Genomic DNA, 26,490 nt, shown 5'->3' with positions numbered 1-26,490 from the left:
GATTGGAGTTTCAACTATGTCAGAAAAATCGCAATGGGGCTCGAAACTAGGCTTTATTCTAGCATCTGCTGGCTCAGCCATCGGACTTGGAGCCGTTTGGAAATTTCCCTACATGACTGCTGCTAATGGCGGAGGAGGCTTTTTACTAGTCTTTCTCATTTCCACTATATTAATCGGTTTCCCTCTCTTACTGGCTGAATTTGCCCTAGGTCGTAGTGCTGGCGTTTCCGCTATCAAAACCTTTGGAAAACTGGGCAACAATAACAAGTACAACTTTATCGGTTGGATTGGTGCCTTTGCCCTCTTTATCCTTCTCTCCTTTTACAGTGTTATTGGAGGATGGATTCTAGTCTATCTAGGTATTGAGTTTGGGAAATTGTTCCAACTTGGTGGAACGGGTGATTATGCTCAGTTATTTACTTCAATCATTTCAAATCCAGCCATTGCCCTAGGGGCTCAAGCAGCCTTTATCTTGTTGAATATCTTTATTGTATCACGTGGGGTTCAAAAAGGGATTGAAAGAGCTTCGAAAGTCATGATGCCTCTGCTCTTTATCATCTTTGTCGTGATCATTGGGCGCTCTCTCAGCTTGCCAAATGCCATGGAAGGGGTTCTCTACTTTCTCAAACCAGACTTTTCAAAACTAACTAGCGCTGGTCTCCTCTATGCTCTGGGTCAATCTTTCTTTGCCCTCTCACTAGGGGTGACAGCCATGCTGACCTATGCGTCCTACTTGGACAAAAAAACTAATCTGGTCCAATCAGGGATTTCCATCGTAGCTATGAATATTTCTGTGTCCATCATGGCAGGACTGGCTATTTTCCCAGCCATGTCAGCCTTCAACATCCAATCCGAAGGGGGACCAAGTCTCCTCTTTATCGTCTTGCCTCAACTCTTTGACAAGATGCCCTTTGGAACCATTTTCTACATCCTCTTCCTCTTGCTCTTCCTCTTTGCGACAGTCACTTCTTCTGTCGTGATGCTGGAAATCAATGTGGGCAATATCACCAACCAGGACAACCGCAAGCGTGGCAAATGGAGCGCTATTTTAGGAATCTTGACCTTTATCTTTGGAATTCCTTCAGCCCTTTCTTACGGTATTATGGCGGATGTTCACATCTTTGGGAAGACCTTCTTTGACGCTATGGACTTCTTGGTTTCCAATCTCCTCATGCCATTTGGAGCCCTCTGCCTTTCTCTCTTTACAGGCTACATCTTTAAGAAGACTCTTGCTAAGGAGGAACTCCATCTTGATGAAAGAGCATGGAAACAAGGACTTTTCCAAGTCTGGCTCTTCCTTCTTCGTTTCATCATTCCTATTATCATCATTGTGGTTTTTATCGCCCAATTTATGTAATCAAAAAGGACTTGAGTAGTAAACTCAGGCCCTTTCTTTTTTATGGATGGCTAACAATCAATTCCAAACCTTGCCCTTCCAAGGTCCAAGCTTCAACATCACTTGGTAGGATAAAGTGGCTACCTTTTTGGATTGGATAATTTTCCCCGTCAACAGTTAGTTGGCCTTGACCAGCTAAGACACTAAATAAGCTGTAGTCAGCCGTCTTTTCAAAGTCAACTTTGCCAGTGATTTCCCACTTGTAAACTGCGAAGAACTCGCTGGAAATGAGGAGTGTAGAACGCAGGTCATCAGCTTTGACAGTCACAGGACGGCTATTTGCAGGCTCGCCAATGTTCAAAACATCAATGGATTTTTCAAGGTGAAGTTCACGCAAGTTGCCCTTGTCATCCTTGCGGTCAAAGTCATAGACACGGTAGGTAGTGTCACTAGACTGCTGGGTTTCAAGAATCAAGATACCTGCACCGATAGCGTGCATGGTACCACTTGGTACATAGAAGAAATCTCCTGCTTTAACTGGCACTTTTGTCAACAGCGCATCCCAGTTTTTGTCCTCGATTTGCTGGCGGAGTTCTTCTTTTGATTTGGCATTATGGCCATAGATAATCTCTGAACCTTCGTCTGCTGCGATGATGTACCAGCACTCTGTTTTTCCGAGCTCGCCTTCATGTTCTAATCCATAGGTATCGTCTGGGTGAACTTGGACGCTGAGCCAGTCATTGGCATCGAGAATCTTGGTCAATAGTGGAAACACAGGTTCTGGACGGTTACCAAATAATTCACGGTGCTCTGCATACAAGGTAGCTAGGTCTGTTCCCTCGTAGCGACCATTAGCTACCTTTGAAACACCATTTGGGTGGGCTGAAATAGCCCAGTATTCTCCGATTTTTTCACTTGGGATATCGTAGCCAAACTCATCACGTAGCTTGGTTCCACCCCAGATTTTTTCTTGCATAACTGATTGTAAAAATAATGGTTCTGACATCTTATTCTCCTGTCTGTTTTTCTCACTTCATTATAGCAAAAAGCTAGATCTAATTGAACTCTTTTTCACATCTTATAAAGTAGGGAGAAGATTTTATAAAAATAGTGAACAAATGTGCTCTACTTAATACTTGCACCATTGCTGGCAATGACATTCTTGTACCAGTAGAAGGATTTCTTCTTGCTCCGTTTGAGACTTCCTTGACCTGCATTATCACGATCCACATAGATAAAGCCATAGCGCTTGTTCATTTCGCCTGTTCCAGCTGAAACCAGATCTATACAACCCCAAGTCGTATAACCAAGCAATTCAACGCCATCTTGGTAAATAGCATCTCGCATAGCCTTGATGTGGGCCTCTAGATAAGCAATCCGATAGTCATCTGCTACATAGCCATTTTCATCCGGCGTGTCCATAGCACCGAGTCCATTTTCTACGATGAACATGGGTTTTTGATAACGATCCCAGATAGCATTGAGGGTGATACGAAGTCCCAGTGGGTCTATCTGCCATCCCCATTCTGAGTATTTCAGATAGGGATTTTTGATAGAGGCAAAGACATTTCCAGCTGTCAGATCCCTCACTTTTGGATTGCCTGAAGCCACTCGGCTCGCATAGTAAGAGAAGGAAACAAAGTCAACAGTGTGATTCTTCAACAAGTCTAAATCTTCTGTCGTCATTTCAATTTCTATCCCCTCACGCTCCCACTGCTTCTTGGCATAGTTTGGGTATTCCCCACGCGCTTGAACATCAATGAAAAAGTAACTCTTACGGTCTTCTTCCATGGCTGCCCAGTAGTCTCTCGGATGGGCAGTGTTAGGATAGTATTGCCCTGCTGCCAACATACATCCCACCTTGTTTTCTGGATCAATTTCGTGGGCAATTTTAGTCGCCATAGCCGAGGCTACTAACTCATGGTGGGCTGCTTGGTATTTGACTTGCTCTTGATTTTCCCCCTCTTCAAAACAAATCCCTGCTCCTAAAAAGGGGGCATGCAGAATCATATTGATTTCGTTGAAGGTGAGCCAGTACTTGACCAAGCCCTTGTAACGGGTAAAGAGGGTGCGACAGAGATTTGCGTAAAAGTTCAACATGCGACGGTTGCGCCAACCACCGTACTCCCTGATTAAGTGTATGGGGCAGTCGAAATGCGTGATGGTCACCAGTGGTTCAATTCCATACTTGTGACATTCCTTAAATAAATCCTCATAAAAAGCTAGACCAGCTTCATTTGGCTCTGCTTCGTCACCTTGAGGAAAAATCCGAGTCCAAGCAATGGAAAGTCGATAGGTTTTAAATCCCATTTCTGCAAAAAGCGCAATATCTTCCTTGTAATGATGGTACATATCAATGGCTTCCTTTGCTGGGTAAAAATAGCCCTCCTCAAACGAAAACATCTTTTTCTGACCTGTAATAATGGCCTCACGGTCTGGACCAATCGGTACCACATCAACATTAGCAAGACCACGACCGTCCTGATTATAAGTACCCTCACATTGATTAGCCGCCGTTGCACCACCCCAGAGAAATCCTTCTGGAAATTGTAGTATTTCTGTCATCACTTTACCTCGATTGATTTATTACTTCTATTATACTAAAAAGGAGGCAAAAAGTTTTGAACTCTCTGGATAATGATAGCACTAAACTTACTTTTATATACGAAAAAAAGACTGAAACCAGTCTTCTTTTAAATCAAAGCTGTGATAGCTGTTACTAGGCCAAAAACGATACCTGGCGCATTAGCAGCCGCAAGGGGAATATCTCTTTCTTTCTTGAAAAGACCGTAATAAACCCATAGACTACAGTTGATGGCTGCGACTAAGGGTTGGATGAAGTTGCCTTTTTGACCAGCCAAGTTGTTCATGATTTGTGGGAAGTAAGAGACATACATCATAACGGACATGAAGGTCGCTACCCAACCCAAAATTTTCATTTGTTTTTCAGACATTTTCAAAACCTCTTTCATTTTTATGAATCATATTTTATAATCTTTTTTCAAAACAATCAAGACTTTGTAGCTTTTGTTATGAAGATGTAAACTATCACAATCTTGTGATAAGAAAGAGGAAACAGAAAAAGACCGGATTGCTCCGATCTTTTAATAATTCACATTCTCAATTTCTGTTTTAAAAATAGCTAAGGTTAACGTCAAATGACTACGCGCCCTATTTCATACGATAAAAATCAATCACTAAACCAGCAGGGCCTTTAACTAGTAGCGATTCCGTTCCCCAATCAGGTTGAACATTAAAACTATCATACAGTCATTCATAAAAACAGTATCTTTTAATCCTTTTCTTCACGAACATAATTGTAGATAGTAATACATACAGATAAAAAACTAAAAAGACAGATCATCTGTATGATGATTTTTACAGGTTGACGAAGTAAACCAAACTGAGTTAGGATAACAAAAAGAGAGGAGCCCGCTATCATTACCTGAAAAAAGATAAGCGTCAAACTAAATCGATTTTTCATTTCTGCTCCTTTCTTACCACTATCACTTCATCTAAACGCTCATAAACGCTTTTATCATGAGTCGCAATGATAATAATACGTTTTTCATTTTGTAACCCAAGAATCAAATCAATAATCTCTCGGCTATTTTTTTCATCCAACGAAGCCGTAGGTTCATCCGCAAGTACAATTGGAGAATCCTTTAGCATGACTTTAGCTATGGCAACACGTTGGGCTTCCCCACCAGATAGAGAATAAATTTTCCGATTCAAATCAAGCTGGAGATGAACCTTTTTTAATGCTTCACACATTTGTTCCTCTTTATCTTTTCTGGAAAGTTTCTTGCCAATAAAAGCCAACTCCAAATTATCTTTAATACTCCTGTTTTCAATTAATCCATAATTTTGAAAAAGATAGCTAACAAAATCTTTAAAATAAGTTTTTTCCTTTATCTTTCTAAGGTCAATGCCATTTATTTCTACTGTACCATTTTGAGCTGTTTCTAGCTTTCCAATGATATTTAACAAAGTTGTCTTACCAGCACCTGATTCTCCTATCAAGGCATAAGATTTCCCTTCACAAAACTGATAAGAATAATCACGAAGAACAACATGTCCATCAAATGTCTTTTGAATATCTCTTAACTCAATCATATTACCCTCCTTTCAGATACAAGATACTACTTGTTTGGTGTTGTCTTAATTGAAAGAAAAAGAGTGCAAGAAAACCAACAGTCATAAAAATAGGAAATAACGTAACCAAGATTGGGAGATGTAAGAAAGTAGCCAAACCTGCTAATAAAAAGTAACCACACATCAAGGTAAGCAAGTAAAAATGATGAATCACAATAAGAGATTTTCCTGCTAAACGTTCAATAAAATAAGTCTTACGCCCTTGATAAAAATAAAGTGTATTTAACAAAATCATCAACAAGATGGAAGTAGCTAGACTAATGCACGACGCAATCAAGAGTAACAATCTTTCCACTGTCACCTGTTGGATTTTTGATTCAAAAGAATAAAGACCATTAGTAAAGCTTCCGATATGTGCTGTCATTTTATACTGTTTTATAATTTCCCTGACTTGCTCAGGATGGTCAAAAACATAGTTTGATATATCAAATCCTGCAACTTCTTGTCTTTCATAAGCAGATCCATACACGATAATAATCGGATCGTGAACAAAACTATCTCGATTAACTAAGTAATGTACAGAAGTAAAAATCGGATAGATAAAGAGGTTTTCTCCTCCCTCATAAGTCGCAACTTCCACTCTTTCATCTGGATGATTTTTCCTAATTGGTGCATTATCGGGTGCAAATCCCTTTTGAACAAACCGAGACCAAACCTTTTTCAAATCCTCAATCTTATTTTCCTTACTCTTTGGAATTAAAATCAAACGATCAAAGTCTCCCATTTGTTCAAAGAAAGCTTGTCCTTCTGTGTTTAGTTGAAGACCACTTTGCTTAATGAACTTTCGATTAACTTTTAGTTGATTTGAAATATTTTCAGAAGTTGGATAATCAGAGTTTTTCTGAGAATTACTAGACATAGCAATATAATCTAAAGTAGTTCCAATGTATAGTGGCTCAGTTTTTGAGACTAAGTCACCGTAAAATGCCTGTACTCTTTCTTTATCAACTTTCTCCTCTCCTGTATCAAGACCATGAGTCGCAAAATAGCTAGGATATTGTGTCCACGCTTGCTTCCCTTCTTCCAAGGTTCTCACTTGTCTAGTCATATCCACCACCCCATAAATGCTGTACATAACCGTTAGGAGTGAAAAAATCTGTGTTACAATAACCAAAACAAAAATCAAATGCAAGGGAGCTTTCCCCTTAAGGGATAGGTTCATCGGTTGTCTCTGTAAGATATGATAAAACAGATTGGAGGCAAAAAAGTTTAGAAAAAGTAGAATGACTAACCAAGCTAGTAAGGGAAATCCAATCAATTCTATAGCAAGTAATGTAGCATTTCTTTGTAAAATAAGTATAAGAATAGCTAGTACAAATACAATGCTAGCACTCCCTACTAAAAAAAGACTCTCTTTCCAAATTCCCCTAAGGGCAATCTGATACTTACCTAATCCTGATATTCTCTTGATACTGACTGATCGAATATTAACAATATAGTCCGCAACCAGGAGTGTAAGAAAAGAAATTAGAAAAACAAAGGCTATCATAATAGCTTGTGGATAGACTAAGAGAAATTTTAAGAGGGTGAGTCCAGAATTTGCTTCCACAGCATTCGCTTGATGTCCCTTTTCAATCAATCTGCCTGCCAAATCTTGAGCGCTTAGATTTCCTTTGACAATAATATAAAGAGTATTATATGAAGCATTTTGAATAAGTCCTTGGTTTTCTTGTAAGGGTAAATCTTTTGGTAGTTCTCCTCCAATAGGAATGTAAGTGTTTTCCACCTCACCTCTCTCATTTTCTTTAACATCTACTATTCTCCTCGCCAGAACAGTTCCAGTATCTTCTGCAATTTTCTGTAAATCCGTAGCAATGGAACTAGTCGAACTCACAACATCAACTTTCTGACTATAACCTCCCAACAATTCACTCTTATAGTGGTAAACAAAGAGAAGACCGACAAGGGTTATCAAGATAAAGGAAGAACATGCTAATATTTTTTTTAATAAACCATACATAGATGACTCCTTTTATACGAAAAAAGAGGGGAAGTCAACTCCCCTCCCTACTCACTAATCAATACCAACCGGTAGGGTTATAGCGGAAAGTAGCTGGATCCCAAACATCCCAAATCCACGCTCTAGACCAAACACCTGGGTCAGCATTATCCACTGCAGAATTACCATTATTTCTATTTATAACTTTAGAACCATGGTTATTATCAGAATGATAATAGTCTGAATAAGCATTTATTCCATAAGTATAACCATATTCCCACGTACCACCTTCCACATCATATCGATAGGCATAAGCGATTGTTGCAGTTGTCGCAGTAAGTGCCAAAGCACTAATAATTAAAACTTTCTTTAGTTTTTTCATAGGAAACCTCCTTTTAAGGCTCTAATAAGATGAATGCTTTTAAAACGCATTATTTCCTCCTTCCCAATTTATTTAAAGCACTCAATCCACCTATATTCGTCTTCATTATATCACAAAAAGAAAGCGCTGTCAATTATTTATGTGCTAAAAGCCGTTATAAAAAGACCGGATTGCTCCGATCTTTTCAATAGTTCACATTCTCAAATTCTGTTTTAAGAATAGCCAAGGTTAACGTCAAATGACTACGCGCCCTATTTCATACGATAAAAATCAATCACTAGGCCAGCAGGGCCTTTAACTAGTAGCGATTCCGTTCCCCAATCAGTTACAGCTGGGCCGTTTAAAATCTCGACACCAAGATCTTTCAACCGTTGGTAGTCCTGCTCTACATCCTCAACCTCGATGTGGAGAATGATGCCTGACTGAAAGTTTTCCAAAGGAATCAAATGATTTTGGGACAACATAAGACAATGACTGCCAATCGTGAACTGAGCAAAACTGTCATCAACATAATCGGCTTTTTTATCCAAAATACGCTCCAATTCAGCACAGACTTGAAAAACATCTGAAACGATGATATCTAATTGATTTAAATTCATTTACTATCCTCCAGAAAAAGACCGGATTACTCCGATCTTTTCAAGTTCCGCTCTATGAAAATCAAAGAATAAAATCTTCAATGTTTACTTTTGATTTTCGATGAGAGAAATTATTTGATTGCGCGTGATTGCAATCCTTCTTCTTCCAAGAAGAGGCGGAATGGTACGAGTTCTTCTGCTTCGTATTTTTCCTTGAAGGCTTTGATTGCTTCTTCTGAGTGTTGTTTTGGATCCAATTCAAGTACTTCTACTGGAAGTGGACGATGTTGAGAGATCCGAGCATCGATCACAACAGTTTTACCTTCTTTGTTCAATTTAACAGCTTCAGCAACAACTGCGTCGATATCTTCGATACGGTCAACTGTAAATCCTACAGCACCTTGCGCTTCAGCGATTTTCGCATAGTCAGCATTAGGGAAGTCACAACCAAACAAGTGTTTGTTTGTGTCTTCGTATTTGTCCTTGATGAAGGCATATTTACCATTTGAGAAGACAACGTTGATAACTGGAAGGTCGTATTGAACGTTTGTGATAACGTCTGGGTAGCACATGTTGAATGCACCGTCACCCATGATGTTCCATACTTGGCGATCTGGATTGTCTTTCTTAGCAGCGATACCACCAGGAAGGGCAATACCCATTGTCGCAAAGAGTGGAGATGTACGCCACATGTTCTTAGGTGTCATGTGAAGGTGACGAGTAGATGTTTGAGTAGTGTCACCTACGTCGATTGAGTAGATAGCGTCTTGATCAGCATGTTTGTTGATTGCATTGTAAACTTGGTACAATTGCAATTCACCCTCAGTTTTACCTTCGAGTTTGTTCATGTAATCACGCCAGTTTTGGTTGTTCTTCACGTTTGCACGCCACCATGGAGTAGATTCTACTGGGTTTACTTTGTCAAGGATTGCTTTCGCTGCTTGACCTGCATCACCAAGGATAGAAGCATCAAGGGCATGACGTTTACCAAGTTTGTAAGGGTCGATATCGACTTGGATGAATTTTTCAGTGTTCTTGAAGGCTTCGTAAACTTCAGCAAATGGGAAGTTTGAACCAAGGAAAAGAACTGTGTCTGCTTCGAAGACCACTTCGTTGGCTGGTTTCCAACCAACACGGTAAGCAGAACCTGTCAAACCTTCATAGTTCCATTCAAAGGCTTCAAAGTTTTTACCAGTTGTGATGATTGGTGCTTTGATTTTACGTGACAATTCAGTAATCACTTCACCTGCTTTAACACCACCGTAACCAGCGTAGATAACTGGGCGTTCAGCATTGTTCAAGATTTCAACAGCTTTGTCGACTTCAACTTCGTTCAAAGCAGGAGCGATGAATGAACGTTCGTATGAACCTGAACCGTAGTATGAGTTTTCGTCGATTTCTTGGAAGCCAAAGTTTACTGGAATTTCAACAACAGCTGGACCTTTTTTAGAAACTGCAGCACGGCAAGCTTCGTCAATTACTTTTGGCAATTGCTCAGCGTAAGCGACACGTTTGTTGTAGACAGCTACTCCGTGGTACATTGGGTTTTGGTTCAATTCTTGGAAGGCATCCATGTTGAGTTCGTTAACTGGACGTGATCCAAGGATAGCAAGGAATGGAGTGTTATCCATAGCTGCATCGTAAACACCGTTAATCAAGTGAGTCGCACCTGGACCACCTGAACCAACTGCAACTCCGATTGAGCCGCCGAATTTAGCTTGCATGACCGCTGCAAGAGCACCTGTTTCTTCGTGGCGAACTTGCAAGAAGCGGATATCTTTGTCTTCAGCCAAAGCGTCCATCAATGAGCTGAGTGTTCCTGATGGGATACCGTAGATTGTGTCTACGCCCCATGTTTTCAATACGTTGAGCATTGCTGCAGATGCAGTAATTTTCCCTTGAGTCATAATGATAACTCTCCTTCAAATATTTTTAAAACTTGATAAATCCGTTTTCATATACTAATTGGAAACGTTTCAGCAAATTTTTACTCTACTACTTTACCACATTTGTTTTGGGTCTCCTAAGAATGTGCTCAGAAGTTTTTATTCTCTATTACAGTACAGTTCGAAAGCGTTTTTTAGAACTGTTTTATAATAAAAAGCGGGCAAGCCCGCTTTTAGTCTATCTTAGTAACATTTAGCATGAGTGAACTGATCAAAACAGATACAGAACTAAAGGCCATGGCTAGACCAGCCAGTTCTGGATTGAGAACGAGACCAATTCCTGAAAAGACTCCTGCTGCAATCGGAATACCAATGAGGTTATAGATAGAAGCCCAGAAAAGATTGAGTAGAATACGATTAAAGGTCTTCTTACTCATATCAAAAGCACGTGCCAATCCTAGTAAATTGTTGGTTGTAAGGACAAGATCTGCTGATTCAATGGCAATATCTGTCCCAGAGCCCATGGCAATTCCGACATCCGCTACACTGAGGGCCGGCGCATCATTGATACCATCTCCAACAAAGGCCAATTTCCCATTCTTTTGAAGCTTGTGAATTTCATGTGCCTTTTCCTCTGGCAAGACATTTGCGATTACTTCTTCGATACCAATTTGCTCTGCAATCGCATGGGCTACTCCAGCATTATCTCCAGTAAGCATGACCGTTCTAAGACCACGTTTTTTCAATTTAGCAATAGCTTCTTTGGCATTTTCCTTAGGGACATCCTGCAAGGCAATTAAGCCTTTTAACTGACCATCCACGGATAGGAAGACAACTGTTTTTGCTTCTTTCTCAAGCAAATCAAATCGTTCTTGATAATCATGTGGAATAGCAAGGTCAGCTAAGAGCTTAGCATTCCCCAGCGAGACTTGCTTACCATTAATAATCCCAGTCACACCTTTTCCATGCAAGGCTTGGAAGTTTTCCACTGGGTAAAGGCTAATTCCTAGTTCAGATGCACGATTAACAATAGCTTGAGCTAGCGGGTGTTGAGATACATCTTCCAGTGAAGCAGCCAAACTTAGCACTTCTCCTTCATCTCCGATAACATCTGTCACTACTGGCTTCCCTTCGGTCAAGGTTCCTGTCTTATCAAAAACAACCGTTTGAACTTTTTGGATTTCCTGTAGAACTGTACCATTTTTGAGAAGAATCCCCATCTTGGCACTTCGTCCTGTTCCAACCATGAGTGCTGTCGGTGTCGCGAGTCCTAGTGCACAAGGACAGGCGATAATCAAGACTGCAACACCATAGAGAAGCGACGTTACAAAACTTTCATCAAGAAAAACAAACCAGATCCAAAAAGTAAGGAGTCCTAAAATGACAACTGCTGGTACGAAAATTCCAGAAATCTTGTCTGTCAAATCTTGAATAGGAGCACGACTGGTTTGAGCTTTCTTCACAAAGTCTACAATCTGAGCCAACATAGTCTCAGAACCAACTTTTTCAGCTCTAAAGATGATCGTACCACTATTATTGATGGTTGAACCAATGACAGTATCACCGGCAGACTTATCTACTGGAATACTTTCCCCAGTCACCATTGATTCATCAATACTAGTTTCTCCTTCTATTACAGTCCCATCAACGGCAATTTTTTCACCTGGTCGAACGCGAATGAGATCCCCAACTTTGACTTGTTCTAGAGGTATTTGAACATAAACATCATCACGCAAAACCTCTGCTGTTTTTGCTTGTAGGTCTAATAATTTTTCGACTGCCTGCGAAGTATTTTTTCGCATTTTTTCCTCAAAAACTGCTCCCAAAAGAATGAAGAAGAGGATAAATGCAGCACTTTCAAAGTAAACGGGCAGACCAGTGAAGAGGGCAACTAAGCTATAGAAATAGGCCACTAGGGTTCCCAGAGCAACCAAGGTATCCATGTTGGAATTGTGCTTTTTAAAACTAGCCCAGGCGCTTCTGATATATGGAACTCCAGCTACCAGCATAATGGGGGTTGTGGCTAAAAAGGTGCCCCAACGCATGACTTGGTGACTAATTCCTCCTGTAGACATCCCAATCATAAGAATCACAAGAGGCACAGTAAAGACACTAGTAATCCAAAAACGTTGTAAAAGTGATAGAGATTTTCGAGTCTTCTCAACTACGGTATAACTCCCCTTTTGCATCTTCATGCCACATGAAAATTCATGCTCACCCAATTCTTGAGGAGTAAAGCGAATGACTTTCTCCTCATCTACGCCGATTGGTTCTAGGATCCCTTCTTCTTCGAAGAGAACTTCTTTATAACAGTTTGATGGTGTCACACGATGAAAGGTAATCTCAGCAGGAATCCCTTTTTGCAGTTGAATGTGGGCTGGATGGTAGCCTTTGTCTGCCGTGATACGGATTTTTTGAACACCATTTTCAAGGCTTGCTTTTACAATTTCAGTCATAATATTCTCCTATTCTACAATCATCTTACCGTGCATCATATTCATGCCACAAGAGAAACCATACTCACCTGCTTCTTCAGGTGTGATTTCAACCACATATTGGTCTCCCATAGGCAGATCTGCATGCACTCCAAAGTCTGGAAAAACGATTTGATCCAAGCAAGGTGAAGGATCTTTTCGATCAAAAATAATGCGAGCAGGTTGCGATTTTTTGAGGATAATGGTTTCTGGAGTATATCCTCCCATGACCTCCACTCGAATTTCTTGATAGCCATTCTTTTGCTGAGCTCTCTTAGCATCTTCTTGCGGCTTTTTGAAAAACCAAAAGAGGATAAAAGCAATCATTCCTAAAACAACAATAGATACAAATAGATTTAACATGACATCTCCTTTACATACAATTACATTTTACTTCTGTTACAGCGCTTGATTTCTTCTTAGAAATCACTTCTTCCAAGCCTTCCAAGTCAGCCTGAGTGAAATCACATTCCACAATCAAATCAGCCAACAAGTTCTTAATCCTACGAGAACAAACCTTGTCCTTGATATCTTGGACAAGTAAATCCCGACTTTGGTCCAAAGTTAAAAGGGCTGAATAGACAAAGGACTTGCCTTCTTTTTTCCGAGTCAGACACTCTTTCTCAACCAAACGAGCCAAAAGAGTTTGAATGGTTGACTTGGACCAGTCGAATCGCTCAGCCAGAACCCTGATCAAATCTGAACTGGTCTGCTCCCCCTGCATCCAAATAATCTTCATAACCTGCCATTCTGCATCTGAAATCTGCATAATCACACCTCCTAAATCTACATTTGTCAATTACAATTATCAGTATACTCTTAAAATCTACATTTGTCAACTATAATTTTTATTATTTTTTCGAAAAATAGAATTTTAATCATTTGATGAGAGATTTCCAGCCAAATCTTACTATATAAACTATAAAAATATGCTATACTAAAGAAAAAAGAAAACAACCACTAGGGGTGCGTAAAGCTGAGATTAACAACTGTTAGATCCCTTTGACTCAATCTAGCTAATGCTAGCTGATGGAAGTGGAAATGATAATGGGGACTAGCAGTCTTCTATTACCTTTCTAAAACAGACCAGCTTTTTCTTAAGAATACAAACTTCAGTTGGTTGGGAGGTTTTAGATGACTTATTTACCCGTTGCTTTGACCATTGCAGGAACTGACCCTAGTGGTGGTGCTGGCATTATGGCTGATTTAAAGTCATTCCAAGCTAGAGATGTCTATGGAATGGCTGTTGTGACAAGTCTTGTCGCTCAAAATACCAGAGGCGTTCAATTAATCGAGCACGTCTCCAACCAAATGCTGGAAGCTCAATTGGAAAGTGTCTTTTCGGATATCAAGCCCCAGGCTGTAAAAACTGGTATGTTGGCAACTACTGAAATCATGGAGATTATCCAACCCTATCTTAAAAAACTGGACTGCCCCTACGTGCTGGACCCTGTTATGGTCGCAACAAGCGGTGATACCCTGATAGATACTAGTGCGAGAAGCTACCTAAAAACAAACCTGCTTCCCCTTGCGACTATTATTACACCCAATCTTCCTGAGGCAGAAGAAATTGTTGGTTTCTCAATTCATAATCCAGAAGAAATGCAACGTGCCGGTCGCCTGATTATAAGAGAATTTGGTCCTCAGTCCGTTGTTATCAAAGGTGGCCATCTTGAAGGTGGTGCCAAGGATTTCCTCTTTACCAAGGAGGAGCAATTTGTCTGGGAAAGTCCTCGAATTCAAACCTGTCACACCCATGGTACTGGATGTACTTTTGCTGCAGTGATTACGGCTGAACTTGCCAAGGGCAGAAGTCTTTATCAGGCAGTGGATAAGGCCAAGGCCTTTATCACAAAAGCCATCCAAGACGCCCCTCAACTCGGTCATGGTTCTGGTCCAGTCAACCATACAAGCTTTAAAGATTAAGAAAAAACTCTCTAGTTCCCACTATAAGGGAATTAGAGAGTTTTTGATTAGGAAATAATGTCATCTAGCTTTGTTAAAAAAGCTTGCGTTTTTGCTTCTATATCTTCTGCCTGCATCAAATCACGGACAACGGCTACCCCTGCTATACCAGTTTCAGCAAGTTGGTCAATATTCTCTGACGTCAATCCTCCGATAGCAACTACTGGAATGGCGACCGTTTGGCAAATGGTTTTCAAGGTTGAAATCAGGGTGATAGGTGCATTTTCTTTGGTAATTGTCGGGAAAATAGCTCCTGTCCCCAAGTAATCTGCACCCGATGTTTCTGCTTCAAGAGCTCTTTTTACTGTTTTAGCAGTGACACCGAGGATTTTTTCAGGACCCAATACTTGGCGGGCAACCGAAACTGGTAGTTCATCGTCGCCAATATGCAAACCTGCAGCATCGACTGCAAGACAGATATCCAACCGATCATCGATAATCAAGGGCACCTGATAGGCGTCTGTTATTTCCTTGACTTGTTTTGCCAGCTGATAGTATTGGTTGGTGGTGAGATTTTTTTCTCGTAATTGAATGATGGTAACACCTGAACGGCAGGCCGTCTCAACTTTTTCAAGAAAGCTTTCCAAGGAATCTTGGTAGCGATTGGTTACTAGATACAGTCTAAATGCTTCTCTATTCATAAAAGTCTCCTTTGATGGCTTTTAGCCAGTTTTCATCTCTTTTTAGGAGAGAGAGTTGATTGAGAACTTGGTAACGAAAACCTTCCAATCCCATTCCTTGAACAAGTATTCTCTCAGCAGCGATATTGAGATAAGAAACCGCTAAGCACGAAGCTTCAAAGGCGGTCTTTCCTTGGCTTAGAAAAACGGCTGTCAAGGCTCCAACCAAGTCTCCTGTCCCTGTTATCCAGTCCAATTCGTCACAGCCATTTCCCAATACAGCAACTTGATTCTCTGAAACGATGAGGTCCTTGGGTCCCGTGACTAAGAATGACATACCAGGATAAAGCTGACACCAGTCTTTCAAGACTTGAAGCAGTTCCTCAGTTTCTTGATCTTTAGCACTAGCATCAACTCCAACTCCGTGGTGCTTTAAACCAACAAGACTTCGGATTTCTGACATATTTCCTTTAAGGACTGTGGGCTTGTATTCTAAAAGATCTCTGACTAAGGTCTTTCGAATGGGAGATGCTGCTAGGCCAACCGCATCTACTACCATTGGGAGACAAGCTTGGTTTGCATAAGTAGCTGCCATACGGATTGCTTTCTCCTTCTCAGCTGACAAATGCCCCAAATTGATGAAGAGAGCTTGACTTTGCTTAGTAAAATCAAGAACCTCACGGGAATCATCTGCCATGACAGGTTTGCATCCCAGAGACAAAATGCCATTGGCCAGCATCTCGCAGGAAATCTCATTGGTGATGCAGTGAATTAAGGAGCTGGAGGTTAGAGGAAAGGGATTTGTAAATTCCTGCATCAGTCTATCCTTTCACCAAAGAAATATCCTTGTACTTTTTTAAAGAATTCCTGCTTGATTAAAAATCGAAAGGCAAGAAAAGCTATGGCTGTACCGATCAAGGTTGCTCCGAAAAATCGAGGAGTGTAGATAAACCAGCTGAGCTTGGCCGCAGATCCCGTAAAGAGAACCATGACAGGATAGGAAACAATAGAACCGATAATCCCTGTTCCCAAGATTTCTCCTAGGGCAGAATAATGAAATTTTCGACCGTACTTATAAAAGAGACCTGCAAGGAGGGCTCCAAAAGTAGCTCCTGTGAGGGCCAAGGGCGGAATACCTTGAGTAGACATACGGATAAAGGCTGTGACTGTAGCCATGACCAAGGCATAAACAGGCCCCATCAAGATTCCTGCAAGAATGTTGACTACACTGGACATCGGTGCCATCCCTTCAATTCGAAAGATGGGCGTAAGAACTACGTCAAGGGCAATCATCATGGATAAAATGGTTAATTTGTGAACTTGTAGTTGGTGGTTTCTCATTTTCTATTTCTTCTCTTATTCTAAGGACTGCAAATCACTCGTCCATGTTTGGTGTTGGTAAGCCATCTCCCAAAACTTGGCTTCCATGTGAACACTGATGTGGAAGGCATCTAACATTTTTTTCTTGTCTGTCTCATCACTTTCGCGATAGAGTTGATTGACCAGCTCTCCCTCCTCTCTGATCTGCTGCTCTAATTCATCGGTGATATAGGTTTCAATCCACTGTTGATAAAGAGGATTCGGGGATGGTTTGCGATTAAGTGCCTTGCCCAAATCATGGTATAACCAAGGACAAGGCAGCAAACTTGCAAAAGCAATGCCCAAGTTTGGCTCTGCAAATTGCCGATAAATGTGAGAAATGTAATGATAGCAGGTGGGAGCGATTGGATGTTGCTCCATTTCCTGATCGCTGATTTCCAATTCCTTGAAAAATTGTTGGCGGATAAACAACTCACCCTCCACTAGACTCTGAGCATTTTGTTTCAAGAGTCTTTTCATTTCCTCGTTTGAAGTCTTATCAGCCAAGAGGTGATAGGCTTCTGAAAAAGACTTCAGGTAATAAGCATCCTGAATTAAATAATAGCGGAAAATAGAAGGTTCTAAATTTCCCTCTTGTAATTGTAAAATAAAGGGATGATGAAAAGAAGCCTGCCAAGCTTCCTTGGATAATTCCATCGCAATATCTGTAAATTCCATAATAACTCCTTTATAGAAATAAACTGGTTTGAAGCAATAAAAAGAACAGCAGGTAGATTAATTTTGTTTTTTTAGAAATATAAAAAGTCCGATAGCGATTCTCCAACTGTGCATGCTCATCATATCCATGTGCAGACAAAGCTCTCAGGTAAAGATGGCGCCACCTAAAAACCGTCATCAGAACCTTACTGTAAATCAGGGGAGACCAAACATGCAGTTCTTGACCACGCAATAAGCAAGCTTCTTTGAGGGACTTGATCTCCTGCTGAATAAGGGGAAAGGAATTGAATACTACAATTAAGGCATAGGCCCAAGAACGCGATAACCCCTTTTGAGCCAAGTACAAGAGAAGCTCTTTTAGAGAAATACTGGAAACAAAGACAAGGCCGATACAAACCGTCACAAAAGCCCTCGTCCCAAGTATCACTGCCTGCGAAGCATCCCCATGTAACTGAATTGCCCAGTAATTAGCCAAAGATGGCAAAATGGCGAGCACAATCATCCAAGCCAACATTTTAAATCGACGATAATAGAGCATAAAGAGGATGCAAAATGCGACTACTGAAAGATTAAGAGCAATCGAAGGAAGGAAAGATGTTTCCAAGGATAAAATTAGAAAGAAGAGACTGAGTATCGGTGTCTGGGTTGCGACTTTGATCATACTACCTCACCTCCCCTAGAGCATTGCTACTCAGAAAACTGTGAGGTTTGCTGATGATCACGCCTTGGAGATGACTGAGCCCCTCACTAGTCATCTCAATCCAATAATCGACCACAGAAATCAAGGGATCTAAACGATGGCTAATGATCAAAAAACTTCTTCCTTGATTTCTCTCCTCCAACATCCACTGACAAAAGTAGTCGCAGGCTCTATCATCCAAACCAGCAAATGGTTCATCTAGCAAGATCACAGAAACCTTGCTGGTCAAGATGGTCAATAGCTGAAGAATCTTTTGCTGGCCACCACTTAATTGATAAGGACTCTTATCGAGTGCCTGATCCAAATTAAAAAATTGTAATGATTGGAGAATCCGCTGATTTCTTTCAGAATCAGGTCCGTCTAATTGCAGTTCTTCTCTCAGACTGACTCGGATAAACTGCTTCTCAGCTTCCTGAACAACACCCGTTAGGTCACGGTACAAACTCTTTTGCTTTTTCAGGACTTTCCCCTTCCAAGTAATGCGCCCCTTATACTTTTGAAATTGAAGAATGGAGCGAAAGAGGGTTGATTTCCCGACACCATTGTCACCCAGGATACAGGAAATCCCTTGGTAAAATGTGAAATCCGCAAGCGAAAAGAGGGGGCGATTCCCCAGCTCACAGGTCACACGGTCCATATGGAATAATTCTGGACTAGAGGCAACTTCTTTTGAAGAAACCTGTTTCATCTCAGAGGTTGGGATTTTATTTATTTCCCTTAGCTGTCCGTCTCTTAACTCCACCATATGGTTGATATAGGCTTCATAGTCTGATAAATCATGGTCGCACAAAATAACTGTCTTCCCATTAGAGGCTAACTCCTTTAGAATCTCCAAGATTTCCAGCCTACTCTTTCTATCAATAGAAGCGAAGGGCTCATCCAAGAGATAGACCCTAGGATTCATGGCAAAGAGAACAGCTAGCGCAGCCTTTTGATTTTCTCCACCTGATAGGTGATGAATGGGACGGTGCAAGATTTTCTCACAGCGACATTTCTGGACCACCTCTGCTATTTTAGAATCAATTTCCTGAACGGGATGCCCGATATTCTCCAAGGTAAAAATCAGCTCCTCAAACAAGTTCTCCATGGTAAATTGGTGATTGGGATTTTGAAAGAGAATGCCAACTGTCTGGGCACGTTCGACGATAGAAAGCTGACTGACCTCACTCCCATCTATCAAGACTTGACCGCTATAGGGAAGAGAACTGACTTGGGCAATCATTTGAAAGAGACTGGATTTTCCTGAACCACTGCTCCCAACTAACAAGGTAAAAGCTTGCTCATGAAAAGTAAAATCAATCGGTTCCGAAAAGATTGGTGACTGAATCCCTCTTAATTCCAGCCCCATCTACGCCTTTCCTCCAGCTGCAAACTGATGGTAGAGTTTGACAATGGCACGAACCAAGATGGTACAGAAGAAAAAGACTGAAATAAAACGCACCAAAAGCAAGGAAAGGACAAAAGGAAGAGAAAAGGCGTAGTAACCTAACTTAATGTATTCATAGACAAAGCTAACAAGCGTAATCCCAATACTATTGGCAGTTAGAGAGAGCCAACTTTCATAGCGATTCTTGGTTACGAGAAAACCAAATTCACTTCCCAAGCCTTGAACCAAGCCAGACAATAGGGCGCCTAGGCCGAATTGGCTACCATAAAGAACTTCAGCAAGCGCAGCAAGCACTTCTCCAATCGTTGCACTTCCGACTCTTGGAACAAAGATGGCAGCAATGGGCGCAGCCATACACCAGAGACCAAAGAGGATTTCATTGGCAAAGGCCTGCAAACCAAGAGGGGCCAAGATTAGGGTGAGAATATCAAACAGATAGCCTGAACCCACAAAAACGCCACCAAAAAAGATAGACAAGAAAGCAAGCAAGATAACATCTTTTAACTGCCATTTTTTCAACATAAAAAACTCCTTTTTTAAAGAAAAGTGGGGCATTCAAGGAGAGATACCAAAAAGCTTACCGTCAAACTTATCCTCTTTTGATAAACAAAAAAACTCCAATTACAAACGAGAATTAGAGTTTAGCTTACAAGATTAGACAGTTCTTTTCGACATACGAAAAAAACCTTTTCACATTTCCCTTCGCCAGTATTAACTGTATCAGGTTCAATGGGTATCATCTCAGCCTAAAGCACCCCAAATGTCTTTATTATTTAATTACTGGACCAGTATAACAGAATTTGAAAGCCCTAGCAAGAACTTTGACTGGAAAATATATTTATATAGTTTGTTTGTTCATTCTTTTGATCTACATAAAAGTATTGAATCTGTCCTATAATTCATAACCAATATCAAAAAAAGCTAATTCCAAAGCAACTGCTTGATTCCAGCGTTCCTGAAGTTCTGTCAAATCTTCTCGATTTTTCCCGACACGATTAAGTTCATCAACTAGAAATTGAACCCACTCTGCAAAGAAAGGACCTCTGTGGAGATTAACCCATTCTAAATGAATATAGGCTTCAGGTAGAACCAAATCTTTAGAACCCCAGTCTAAATAAAGACCTTCTGCAATGACCAGCATGACCAAAAGATGAGCATAGTCTGATGAAGCCACAGCAGAATACATTAGCTCCTGAAACGCTTTTGTTACAGGGTGCAAGTTCACTTCTAGATAGTCATTCTCTGCTATCTTTAACTCTTTGAAAGCCTTTTGGAAATAACCATCTTCATCTGCTTCAAGAAAGCCTAGTTGCTTAGCAAAACGAAGTTTGGATTCAAGCTGGTCTGCGTGAGCTACACAGGCACCCAGCATGGATAAGAAGGCATCAAAGAAATGATAATCTTGAATCAGGTAGTCTTTTAAGACCTTATTCTCAATTGTCCCCGCAAAAAGTTCCTTAACAAAACGATGATTGATTGCAGCCTGCCAATCCTTCTGACTGCTTTTTAATAATTCTCCAACGGTCAAACCTGGCTGAAATGCATAGTCTTGTGTTTCCATATTTACTTCTCCTCTCTTTACTCCTTAGTAATTAATAAAACACCAAGAGATACCAAGCAAAATCGTAATTCCACTTGATACTTTTAAAGAACATCGAGGGCATTTGCAGTGAGCTACCTAAACAAGCCTATCCTCTTTTGATAAACAAAAAAACTCCAATTACAAACGAGAATTAGAGTTTACCTTACAAGATTAGACAGTTTCCTTCAACATACGAAAAAAACCTTTTCACATTTCCCTTCGCCAGTCTTAACTGTATCAGGTTCAATGGGTATCATCTCAGCCTAAAGCACCCCAAATGTCTTTATTATTTTATTACTGGACCAGTATAACAGAATTTGAAAGCCCTAGCAAGAACTTTGACTGGAAAATATATTTATATAGTTTCTGATAACGATTTATTCTTTCTATACACAAAGAAAAACCTCCACATCAGGTGGAGGCCGTCTTCTTTATCAATACAATTTTAAGTCACGAGGGTCAACGGGGAAGGTTGGGTTGTATGGGTTGTGACGGAGTTTGAAGTGTTTGACATCTTCAATAGTCTGAGTTCCAGATAGCTGCATAACTGTCCTCAATTCTGCATTCAAGTGTTCAAAGACTTGACGCACACCAACACTACCACCGAGAGCCAAACCATAGATCACAGGGCGACCAATAGCTACCAAGTCTGCTCCTGAAGCCAAGGCTTTAAAGACGTGTTGACCGCGACGAACACCAGAGTCAAAGACAATTGGCACACGTTTATCAACTGCTTCAGCCACTTCTTGAAGCGAGTCAAAGGATGCTGGTCCACCGTCGATTTGGCGGCCACCGTGGTTGGTTACCCAGATACCAGAAGCACCTGCGGCAAGCGAACGTTCAACGTCTTCACGGCATTGTGGCCCCTTTACATACACAGGAAGACCTGAGTATGTAGCGATAAATTCGACATCGCGTGGAGACAAGCGTTGTTTGGCTGACTTGTAAACAAAGTCCATTGATTTTCCAGCACCTTCTGGCAGGTATTCCTCAACAATCGGCATGCCAACTGGGAAGACAAAACCATTGCGCTTATCGACCTCACGATTGCCCCCTACAGTTGCATCCGCCGTCAAGACAATCGCTTTGTAGCCTTCAGCCTTCACACGGTCCATGATATGGCGATTAATGCCATCATCCTTACTAAAGTAAAATTGGAACCAATGAGGTGTCCCTTGAAGAGCTTCCGTAATTTCTGGAAGGTCGACAGTAGAGTAAGAGCTGGTTGTATAAAGAGAACCAAATTCATGCACACCACGCGCAGTAGCTACTTCCCCCTGCTCATTTGCCAATTTATGAGCCGCAACAGGCGCCATAATAATTGGTGAAGATAATTTTTCACCTGCAAATTCAATCTCTGTACTTGGATTTTCAACATCACAAAGCGTATGAGGAACGATCAGTTTGTGGTTAAAGGCACGGATGTTCTCGCGTAAAGTGAAAGTATCCTCTGCTCCACTAGCGATATAACCAAAGGCAGCTTTAGGAATGACTTGTTGCGCCATTGGCTCCAAATCATAAGTGTTAATAAAATCTACAGGTCCTTCTGCATTGCTTGTTTTATATGACATAAAGTGTCCTCCTTATTAAGTAAGCGTTTACTTTAACTTACATAAACTATCTTACCTCTTTTTCAGAATCCTTTCAAAAATTTTGTCTGGAAATTTCAAATCACAGACATGATAAATATTTTCTATCATTGTGATAAAAAATTCATATTATCCAAACATGTCCTTTAGTGCTACAATAGCTATATTATTCCTAGATGGGAGGTTCTATTTTGGATTGGTCCATTGTTGAACAATATTTACCACTCTATCAAAAGGCATTCTTTCTGACCTTACATATCGCAGTTTGGGGAATTTTGGGTTCTTTTCTTGTAGGTCTAATCGTTAGTGTCATTCGTCATTATCGCGTTCCTATCTTTTCACAGTTAGCAACAGCCTACATCGAATTGTCACGAAACACGCCCCTTTTGATTCAGCTCTTCTTCCTCTACTTCGGGCTTCCCCGAATAGGGATTGTTCTTTCTTCAGAAGTCTGTGCAACAGTTGGGCTCATCTTTTTAGGTGGCTCCTACATGGCTGAATCTTTCAGAAGCGGACTGGAAGCAGTCAGTCAAACCCAGCACGAGATTGGTCTAGCCATTGGTCTAACGCCTGTACAGGTCTTTCGCTATGTGGTTCTTCCGCAAGCGACTGCGGTAGCCCTACCGTCCTTTAGTGCCAATGTCATTTTCCTCATCAAGGAAACCTCTGTTTTCTCTGCAGTAGCCTTAGCCGATCTCATGTACGTCGCCAAGGACTTGATTGGACTCTATTATGAGACAGACATTGCACTGGCCATGTTGGCAGTTGCTTACCTGATCATGCTGTTACCCATCTCTCTAGTCTTTAGCTGGATAGAAAGGAGGCTCCGCCATGCAGGATTCGGGAATGCAAGTACTCTTTCAGGGAAATAATCTCCTGCGAATCTTACAAGGGCTGGGTGTCACGATTGGAATTTCCATTCTCTCCGTCCTTCTATCAATGATTTTCGGAACAGTCATGGGAATCATCATGACCTCCCATTCTAGAGTTATTCGTTTTTTAACACGCTTTTATCTGGAATTTATCCGTATCATGCCCCAGCTGGTACTACTTTTCATCGTTTATTTCGGCTTAGCTCGAAACTTTAATATCAACATCTCAGGCGAGACTTCGGCCATTATCGTTTTTACTCTCTGGGGAACAGCTGAAATGGGGGACTTGGTTCGTGGGGCAATCACTTCTCTCCCTAAACATCAGTTTGAAAGCGGACAGGCTCTGGGCTTAACTAACTTGCAACTTTACTATCACATTATCATTCCACAGGTCTTGAGAAGACTACTACCACAAGCCATCAACCTTGTCACTCGGATGATCAAAACGACTTCCTTAGTTGTCTTGATTGGGGTTGTGGAAGTGACCAAGGTTGGGCAACAAATCATCGATAGCAATCGCTTGACCATCCCAACCGCTTCCTTTTGGATTTATGGAACCATTCTGGTCCTGTATTTCGCAGTCTGTTTTCCTATTTCCAAACTATCCACTCACTTAGAAAAACATTGGAGGAACTAAATGTCTGAAACTATTTTAGAAATCAAGGACTTAAAAAAATCCTTTGGAGACAATCCCATCCTCCAAGGCCTTTCTCTAGATATCAAAAAGGGGGAAGTCGTCGTCATTCTAGGGCCATCTGGTTGCGGAAAAAGCACTCTCCTTCGTTGCCTCAATGGCTTAGAAACCATACAAGGTGGAGATATTCTTCTGGATGGCCAGTCTATTGCTGGCAATCAGAAAAACTTTCACCTGGTTCGTCAAAAGATTGGCATGGTCTTTCAAAGTTATGAACTCTTTCCTCACCTAGATGTCCTTCAAAACCTCATATTAGGCCCTATCAAAGCTCAGGGACGAGACAAGAAAGAAGTAACGGCGGAAGCTTTGCAACTACTGGAACGTGTGGGTTTGCTTGATAAAAAAGACAGTTTTGCTCGCCAATTATCTGGTGGACAGAAACAACGAGTGGCGATTGTCCGTGCCCTTCTTATGCATCCAGAAATTATCCTCTTTGACGAAGTGACGGCTTCACTGGATCCCGAAATGGTGCGTGAAGTTCTGGAACTCATCAATGACTTGGCTCAAGAAGGGCGCACCATGATTCTGGTAACCCACGAAATGCAGTTTGCCCAAGCTATTGCAGATCGTATTATCTTCCTCGACCAAGGGAAAATCGCTGAAGAAGGAACGGCTCAAGACTTCTTTACCAATCCACAAACCAAACGAGCACAGGAATTTTTAAACGTCTTTGACTTTAGCCAGTTCGGCTCATATCTATAAAGGAGATTTTTATGAAACTACTCAAACCAATTCTAACTGTTTTTGCCCTAGCCTTTGCGCTTATCTTTGTCACAGCTTGTAGCTCAGGTGGAAGTTCTGATGCTTCATCAGGAAAAACAACCGCCAAGGCCCGCACTATCGACGAAATCAAAAAAAGCGGTGAGCTTCGAATCGCGGTATTTGGAGACAAAAAACCATTTGGCTATGTTGACAACGACGGTTCTTACCAAGGCTACGATATTGAACTCGGGAACCAACTGGCACAAGACCTTAGTGTAAAGGTTAAATACGTCTCTGTTGATGCTGCCAACCGTGCGGAATACTTGATTTCAAACAAGGTGGATATCACACTTGCCAACTTCACAGTTACTGACGAAAGAAAGAAACAAGTTGACTTTGCCCTTCCTTACATGAAAGTTTCTCTCGGTGTCGTGTCTCCAAAAGATAAAGTCATCAAAGACGTTAAAGAATTAGAAGGCAAAACCTTGATTGTCACAAAAGGAACGACTGCTGAAACTTACTTTGAAAAAAATCACCCAGAAGTAAAACTCCAAAAATACGACCAATACAGTGACTCTTACCAAGCCCTTCTTGACGGACGTGGAGATGCCTTCTCTACTGACAATACGGAAGTCCTAGCTTGGGCTCTCGAAAATAAAGGATTTGAAGTAGGAATTTCTTCCCTCGGTGACCCAGATACTATTGCGCCAGCAGTTCAAAAGGGTAATCAAGAACTTCTTGACTACATCAACCAAGAAATTGAAAAATTAGGTAAAGAAAACTTCTTCCACAAAGCTTATGAAAAAACACTTCACCCAACCTACGGTGACGCTGCTAAAGCAGATGATCTAGTTGTTGAAGGTGGAAAAGTCGACTAATACTTTCCAAAAATAAAAAATCAGGTAATCCTAGTGACTACCTGATTTTCTATGTTTTAAGCATTTTGCCAATTTTCTTGGTCTTCTTTAAAGCGTTTTAGGAGGTCGAGCCCTTCTGGTGTGATGTAACCTTCTTCTTGGGCTAAGTGGATGAGCTCGCTATAGTTAGATAGTGTCACCAATTTGACACCAGCATCCGCAAAGTTCTTATCTGCTTTTGGCAATTGATAACTGAAAATCGCTACGACACCAAGAACATCGGCTCCTTCGCGTTTAGCAGCTGCTACGGCTTCAAGAACAGACCCACCAGTTGAAATGAGGTCTTCAACAACAACCATCTTTTGCCCCTGAGCTACGCGACCTTCGATTTGGTTACCAGCTCCGTGGTCTTTTGGTTTGCTGCGGATGTAGGCAAAAGGCAAGTTCATCTTGTCAGCGATAATAGCTCCGTGTGGAATTCCTGCTGTCGCAGTTCCTGCAATCACTTCTACTTCTGGAAATTCAGCTTTAATAGCTTCCACAAAACCATTTTCAATCAAGCTACGAGTCTCTGGATAGGCTAACGTCACACGGTTGTCAGTATAAATCGGCGATTTGATACCAGATGCCCAAGTGAAAGGTTCCTCTGGTTTGAGGTAAACGGCTTGGATTTTCAAGAGGTGGCTAGCGATATCTTTAGCAAGTGTCATAGTATTCTCCTTTGTTTTTATAATC

27 protein-coding genes, 1 pseudogene and 3 riboswitches are annotated in these 26,490 nt (G+C 41.1%); of the genes and pseudogenes, 6 read left to right on the top strand and 22 right to left on the bottom strand.

Annotated features, from left to right (window positions below; all coding sequences use genetic code 11):
* The first annotated feature begins 16 nt into the window (after positions 1-16).
* Complete coding sequence (locus M1F63_RS03150) at positions 17-1,357, top strand: sodium-dependent transporter (RefSeq protein ID WP_247940695.1); 1,341 nt, start codon at positions 17-19, stop codon at positions 1,355-1,357.
* Between the two features lie 40 nt (positions 1,358-1,397).
* Here the strand turns inward: M1F63_RS03150 and manA are convergent, their stop codons facing one another.
* From manA to M1F63_RS03090, 12 genes and pseudogenes are all read right to left on the bottom strand, one after another.
* Complete coding sequence (gene manA, locus M1F63_RS03145; protein WP_125391160.1) at positions 1,398-2,342, bottom strand: mannose-6-phosphate isomerase, class I; 945 nt, start codon at positions 2,340-2,342, stop codon at positions 1,398-1,400.
* A gap of 119 nt (positions 2,343-2,461) precedes the next feature.
* A complete protein-coding gene (locus M1F63_RS03140) occupies positions 2,462-3,901 on the bottom strand; it encodes a 6-phospho-beta-glucosidase (protein ID WP_247940694.1) in 1,440 nt (479 codons plus the stop codon).
* A gap of 128 nt (positions 3,902-4,029) precedes the next feature.
* Complete coding sequence (locus M1F63_RS03135) at positions 4,030-4,290, bottom strand: SemiSWEET family transporter (protein ID WP_001291473.1); 261 nt, start codon at positions 4,288-4,290, stop codon at positions 4,030-4,032.
* Between the two features lie 217 nt (positions 4,291-4,507).
* Positions 4,508-4,588 (bottom strand): annotated as a pseudogene (locus M1F63_RS03130) (VOC family protein); the annotation flags it as partial.
* Between the two features lie 228 nt (positions 4,589-4,816).
* Positions 4,817-5,452, bottom strand: a complete 636-nt coding sequence (locus M1F63_RS03125) for a putative bacteriocin export ABC transporter (RefSeq protein ID WP_071851381.1) — start codon at positions 5,450-5,452, stop codon at positions 4,817-4,819.
* 1 nt (position 5,453) lies between these two features.
* Positions 5,454-7,451, bottom strand: a complete 1,998-nt coding sequence (locus tag M1F63_RS03120) for a DUF1430 domain-containing protein (RefSeq protein WP_247940693.1) — start codon at positions 7,449-7,451, stop codon at positions 5,454-5,456.
* A 58-nt stretch (positions 7,452-7,509) separates the two neighbouring features.
* A complete protein-coding gene (locus M1F63_RS03115; RefSeq protein ID WP_076984435.1) occupies positions 7,510-7,812 on the bottom strand; it encodes a lactococcin 972 family bacteriocin in 303 nt (100 codons plus the stop codon).
* Positions 7,813-8,063: 251 nt separating this feature from the next.
* Positions 8,064-8,411 carry a VOC family protein gene (locus M1F63_RS03110; RefSeq protein ID WP_247940692.1) on the bottom strand — a complete coding sequence of 116 codons (348 nt, stop codon included), beginning with the start codon at positions 8,409-8,411 and terminating at the stop codon, positions 8,064-8,066.
* Positions 8,412-8,521: 110 nt separating this feature from the next.
* Positions 8,522-10,297 carry a pyruvate oxidase gene (gene spxB, locus M1F63_RS03105; RefSeq protein ID WP_247940691.1) on the bottom strand — a complete coding sequence of 592 codons (1,776 nt, stop codon included), beginning with the start codon at positions 10,295-10,297 and terminating at the stop codon, positions 8,522-8,524.
* 212 nt (positions 10,298-10,509) lie between these two features.
* Positions 10,510-12,732, bottom strand: coding sequence for a heavy metal translocating P-type ATPase (locus M1F63_RS03100; protein WP_247940690.1), 2,223 nt, complete (start codon positions 12,730-12,732; stop codon positions 10,510-10,512).
* Between the two features lie 9 nt (positions 12,733-12,741).
* The gene (locus M1F63_RS03095) at positions 12,742-13,113 is read right to left on the bottom strand and encodes a cupredoxin domain-containing protein (RefSeq protein WP_000933322.1); all 372 of its coding nucleotides are present in this window, start codon (positions 13,111-13,113) and stop codon (positions 12,742-12,744) included.
* Positions 13,114-13,123: 10 nt separating this feature from the next.
* A complete protein-coding gene (locus M1F63_RS03090) occupies positions 13,124-13,519 on the bottom strand; it encodes a CopY/TcrY family copper transport repressor (RefSeq protein ID WP_247940689.1) in 396 nt (131 codons plus the stop codon).
* A 183-nt stretch (positions 13,520-13,702) separates the two neighbouring features.
* Positions 13,703-13,801, top strand: a riboswitch (TPP riboswitch).
* Positions 13,802-13,884: 83 nt separating this feature from the next.
* Between M1F63_RS03090 and thiD the strand changes: the two genes are divergently transcribed.
* A complete protein-coding gene (thiD, locus tag M1F63_RS03085; RefSeq protein ID WP_125389053.1) occupies positions 13,885-14,676 on the top strand; it encodes a bifunctional hydroxymethylpyrimidine kinase/phosphomethylpyrimidine kinase in 792 nt (263 codons plus the stop codon).
* A gap of 47 nt (positions 14,677-14,723) precedes the next feature.
* On the opposite strand, the gene thiE is transcribed toward thiD, so the two are convergent.
* The 9 genes from thiE to lctO form a co-directional block, all read right to left on the bottom strand.
* Entirely contained in the window at positions 14,724-15,356 is a 633-nt protein-coding gene (gene thiE / locus M1F63_RS03080) for a thiamine phosphate synthase (protein WP_247940688.1), read from the bottom strand.
* Positions 15,349-16,152 (bottom strand): hydroxyethylthiazole kinase, encoded by an 804-nt coding sequence (thiM, locus tag M1F63_RS03075; protein ID WP_247940687.1) that lies wholly within the window; start codon positions 16,150-16,152, stop codon positions 15,349-15,351. Before thiM ends, thiE begins: the two co-directional genes overlap by 8 nt.
* A complete protein-coding gene (gene thiW / locus M1F63_RS03070; RefSeq protein ID WP_001244055.1) occupies positions 16,152-16,676 on the bottom strand; it encodes an energy coupling factor transporter S component ThiW in 525 nt (174 codons plus the stop codon). Before thiW ends, thiM begins: the two co-directional genes overlap by 1 nt.
* A 15-nt stretch (positions 16,677-16,691) precedes the next feature.
* Positions 16,692-17,372, bottom strand: a complete 681-nt coding sequence (gene tenA, locus M1F63_RS03065; protein ID WP_000397185.1) for a thiaminase II — start codon at positions 17,370-17,372, stop codon at positions 16,692-16,694.
* Positions 17,373-17,382: 10 nt separating this feature from the next.
* Positions 17,383-18,033 carry an energy-coupling factor transporter transmembrane component T gene (locus M1F63_RS03060; RefSeq protein ID WP_247940686.1) on the bottom strand — a complete coding sequence of 217 codons (651 nt, stop codon included), beginning with the start codon at positions 18,031-18,033 and terminating at the stop codon, positions 17,383-17,385.
* A 1-nt stretch (position 18,034) separates the two neighbouring features.
* Positions 18,035-19,420: an ATP-binding cassette domain-containing protein gene (locus M1F63_RS03055; protein WP_247940685.1), complete on the bottom strand. Its 1,386-nt coding sequence runs from the start codon at positions 19,418-19,420 to the stop codon at positions 18,035-18,037.
* Positions 19,421-19,981 carry an ECF transporter S component gene (locus tag M1F63_RS03050; RefSeq protein ID WP_247940684.1) on the bottom strand — a complete coding sequence of 187 codons (561 nt, stop codon included), beginning with the start codon at positions 19,979-19,981 and terminating at the stop codon, positions 19,421-19,423.
* Between the two features lie 158 nt (positions 19,982-20,139).
* Positions 20,140-20,228: riboswitch (TPP riboswitch) on the bottom strand.
* A 123-nt stretch (positions 20,229-20,351) separates the two neighbouring features.
* Entirely contained in the window at positions 20,352-21,020 is a 669-nt protein-coding gene (locus tag M1F63_RS03045) for a TenA family protein (protein ID WP_247940683.1), read from the bottom strand.
* Positions 21,021-21,238: 218 nt separating this feature from the next.
* A riboswitch (TPP riboswitch) is annotated at positions 21,239-21,327 on the bottom strand.
* A gap of 148 nt (positions 21,328-21,475) precedes the next feature.
* Positions 21,476-22,612, bottom strand: coding sequence for an L-lactate oxidase (lctO, locus tag M1F63_RS03040; protein WP_247940682.1), 1,137 nt, complete (start codon positions 22,610-22,612; stop codon positions 21,476-21,478).
* A gap of 209 nt (positions 22,613-22,821) precedes the next feature.
* Here lctO and M1F63_RS03035 point away from each other — a divergent pair, with 209 nt between their 5' ends.
* From M1F63_RS03035 to M1F63_RS03020, 4 genes are read left to right on the top strand one after another with little or no spacing between them, the layout of a single operon-like run.
* The gene (locus tag M1F63_RS03035) at positions 22,822-23,502 is read left to right on the top strand and encodes an amino acid ABC transporter permease (protein WP_247940681.1); all 681 of its coding nucleotides are present in this window, start codon (positions 22,822-22,824) and stop codon (positions 23,500-23,502) included.
* A complete protein-coding gene (locus M1F63_RS03030; RefSeq protein WP_033629423.1) occupies positions 23,462-24,139 on the top strand; it encodes an amino acid ABC transporter permease in 678 nt (225 codons plus the stop codon). The genes M1F63_RS03035 and M1F63_RS03030 overlap by 41 nt, the downstream gene beginning before the upstream one ends.
* The gene (locus tag M1F63_RS03025) at positions 24,140-24,898 is read left to right on the top strand and encodes an amino acid ABC transporter ATP-binding protein (protein WP_070569078.1); all 759 of its coding nucleotides are present in this window, start codon (positions 24,140-24,142) and stop codon (positions 24,896-24,898) included.
* 11 nt (positions 24,899-24,909) lie between these two features.
* Entirely contained in the window at positions 24,910-25,776 is an 867-nt protein-coding gene (locus tag M1F63_RS03020) for a cysteine ABC transporter substrate-binding protein (protein ID WP_247940680.1), read from the top strand.
* Positions 25,777-25,832: 56 nt separating this feature from the next.
* Here the strand turns inward: M1F63_RS03020 and pyrE are convergent, their stop codons facing one another.
* A complete protein-coding gene (gene pyrE, locus M1F63_RS03015; RefSeq protein ID WP_000170888.1) occupies positions 25,833-26,465 on the bottom strand; it encodes an orotate phosphoribosyltransferase in 633 nt (210 codons plus the stop codon).
* Between the last annotated feature and the right edge of the window lie 25 nt (positions 26,466-26,490).

Origin of the sequence: Streptococcus oralis, from assembly GCF_023109155.1 — a bacterium.
GTDB lineage: Bacteria > Bacillota > Bacilli > Lactobacillales > Streptococcaceae > Streptococcus > Streptococcus oralis_BZ.
Note: the sequence above shows the minus strand (reverse complement) of the source record. Positions and strands in the feature narration are given on the sequence as shown.

Coding starts and splice junctions, on each gene's coding strand:
- M1F63_RS03150 (WP_247940695.1), top strand. CDS start 17: ATGTCAGAAAAATCGCAATGGGGCTCGAAACTAGGCTTTATTCTAGCA.
- manA (WP_125391160.1), bottom strand. CDS start 2,342: ATGTCAGAACCATTATTTTTACAATCAGTTATGCAAGAAAAAATCTGG.
- M1F63_RS03140 (WP_247940694.1), bottom strand. CDS start 3,901: ATGACAGAAATACTACAATTTCCAGAAGGATTTCTCTGGGGTGGTGCA.
- M1F63_RS03135 (WP_001291473.1), bottom strand. CDS start 4,290: ATGTCTGAAAAACAAATGAAAATTTTGGGTTGGGTAGCGACCTTCATG.
- M1F63_RS03125 (WP_071851381.1), bottom strand. CDS start 5,452: ATGATTGAGTTAAGAGATATTCAAAAGACATTTGATGGACATGTTGTT.
- M1F63_RS03120 (WP_247940693.1), bottom strand. CDS start 7,451: ATGTATGGTTTATTAAAAAAAATATTAGCATGTTCTTCCTTTATCTTG.
- M1F63_RS03115 (WP_076984435.1), bottom strand. CDS start 7,812: ATGAAAAAACTAAAGAAAGTTTTAATTATTAGTGCTTTGGCACTTACT.
- M1F63_RS03110 (WP_247940692.1), bottom strand. CDS start 8,411: ATGAATTTAAATCAATTAGATATCATCGTTTCAGATGTTTTTCAAGTC.
- spxB (WP_247940691.1), bottom strand. CDS start 10,297: ATGACTCAAGGGAAAATTACTGCATCTGCAGCAATGCTCAACGTATTG.
- M1F63_RS03100 (WP_247940690.1), bottom strand. CDS start 12,732: ATGACTGAAATTGTAAAAGCAAGCCTTGAAAATGGTGTTCAAAAAATC.
- M1F63_RS03095 (WP_000933322.1), bottom strand. CDS start 13,113: ATGTTAAATCTATTTGTATCTATTGTTGTTTTAGGAATGATTGCTTTT.
- M1F63_RS03090 (WP_247940689.1), bottom strand. CDS start 13,519: ATGCAGATTTCAGATGCAGAATGGCAGGTTATGAAGATTATTTGGATG.
- thiD (WP_125389053.1), top strand. CDS start 13,885: ATGACTTATTTACCCGTTGCTTTGACCATTGCAGGAACTGACCCTAGT.
- thiE (WP_247940688.1), bottom strand. CDS start 15,356: ATGAATAGAGAAGCATTTAGACTGTATCTAGTAACCAATCGCTACCAA.
- thiM (WP_247940687.1), bottom strand. CDS start 16,152: ATGCAGGAATTTACAAATCCCTTTCCTCTAACCTCCAGCTCCTTAATT.
- thiW (WP_001244055.1), bottom strand. CDS start 16,676: ATGAGAAACCACCAACTACAAGTTCACAAATTAACCATTTTATCCATG.
- tenA (WP_000397185.1), bottom strand. CDS start 17,372: ATGGAATTTACAGATATTGCGATGGAATTATCCAAGGAAGCTTGGCAG.
- M1F63_RS03060 (WP_247940686.1), bottom strand. CDS start 18,033: ATGATCAAAGTCGCAACCCAGACACCGATACTCAGTCTCTTCTTTCTA.
- M1F63_RS03055 (WP_247940685.1), bottom strand. CDS start 19,420: ATGGGGCTGGAATTAAGAGGGATTCAGTCACCAATCTTTTCGGAACCG.
- M1F63_RS03050 (WP_247940684.1), bottom strand. CDS start 19,981: ATGTTGAAAAAATGGCAGTTAAAAGATGTTATCTTGCTTGCTTTCTTG.
- M1F63_RS03045 (WP_247940683.1), bottom strand. CDS start 21,020: ATGGAAACACAAGACTATGCATTTCAGCCAGGTTTGACCGTTGGAGAA.
- lctO (WP_247940682.1), bottom strand. CDS start 22,612: ATGTCATATAAAACAAGCAATGCAGAAGGACCTGTAGATTTTATTAAC.
- M1F63_RS03030 (WP_033629423.1), top strand. CDS start 23,462: ATGCAGGATTCGGGAATGCAAGTACTCTTTCAGGGAAATAATCTCCTG.
- M1F63_RS03025 (WP_070569078.1), top strand. CDS start 24,140: ATGTCTGAAACTATTTTAGAAATCAAGGACTTAAAAAAATCCTTTGGA.
- M1F63_RS03020 (WP_247940680.1), top strand. CDS start 24,910: ATGAAACTACTCAAACCAATTCTAACTGTTTTTGCCCTAGCCTTTGCG.
- pyrE (WP_000170888.1), bottom strand. CDS start 26,465: ATGACACTTGCTAAAGATATCGCTAGCCACCTCTTGAAAATCCAAGCC.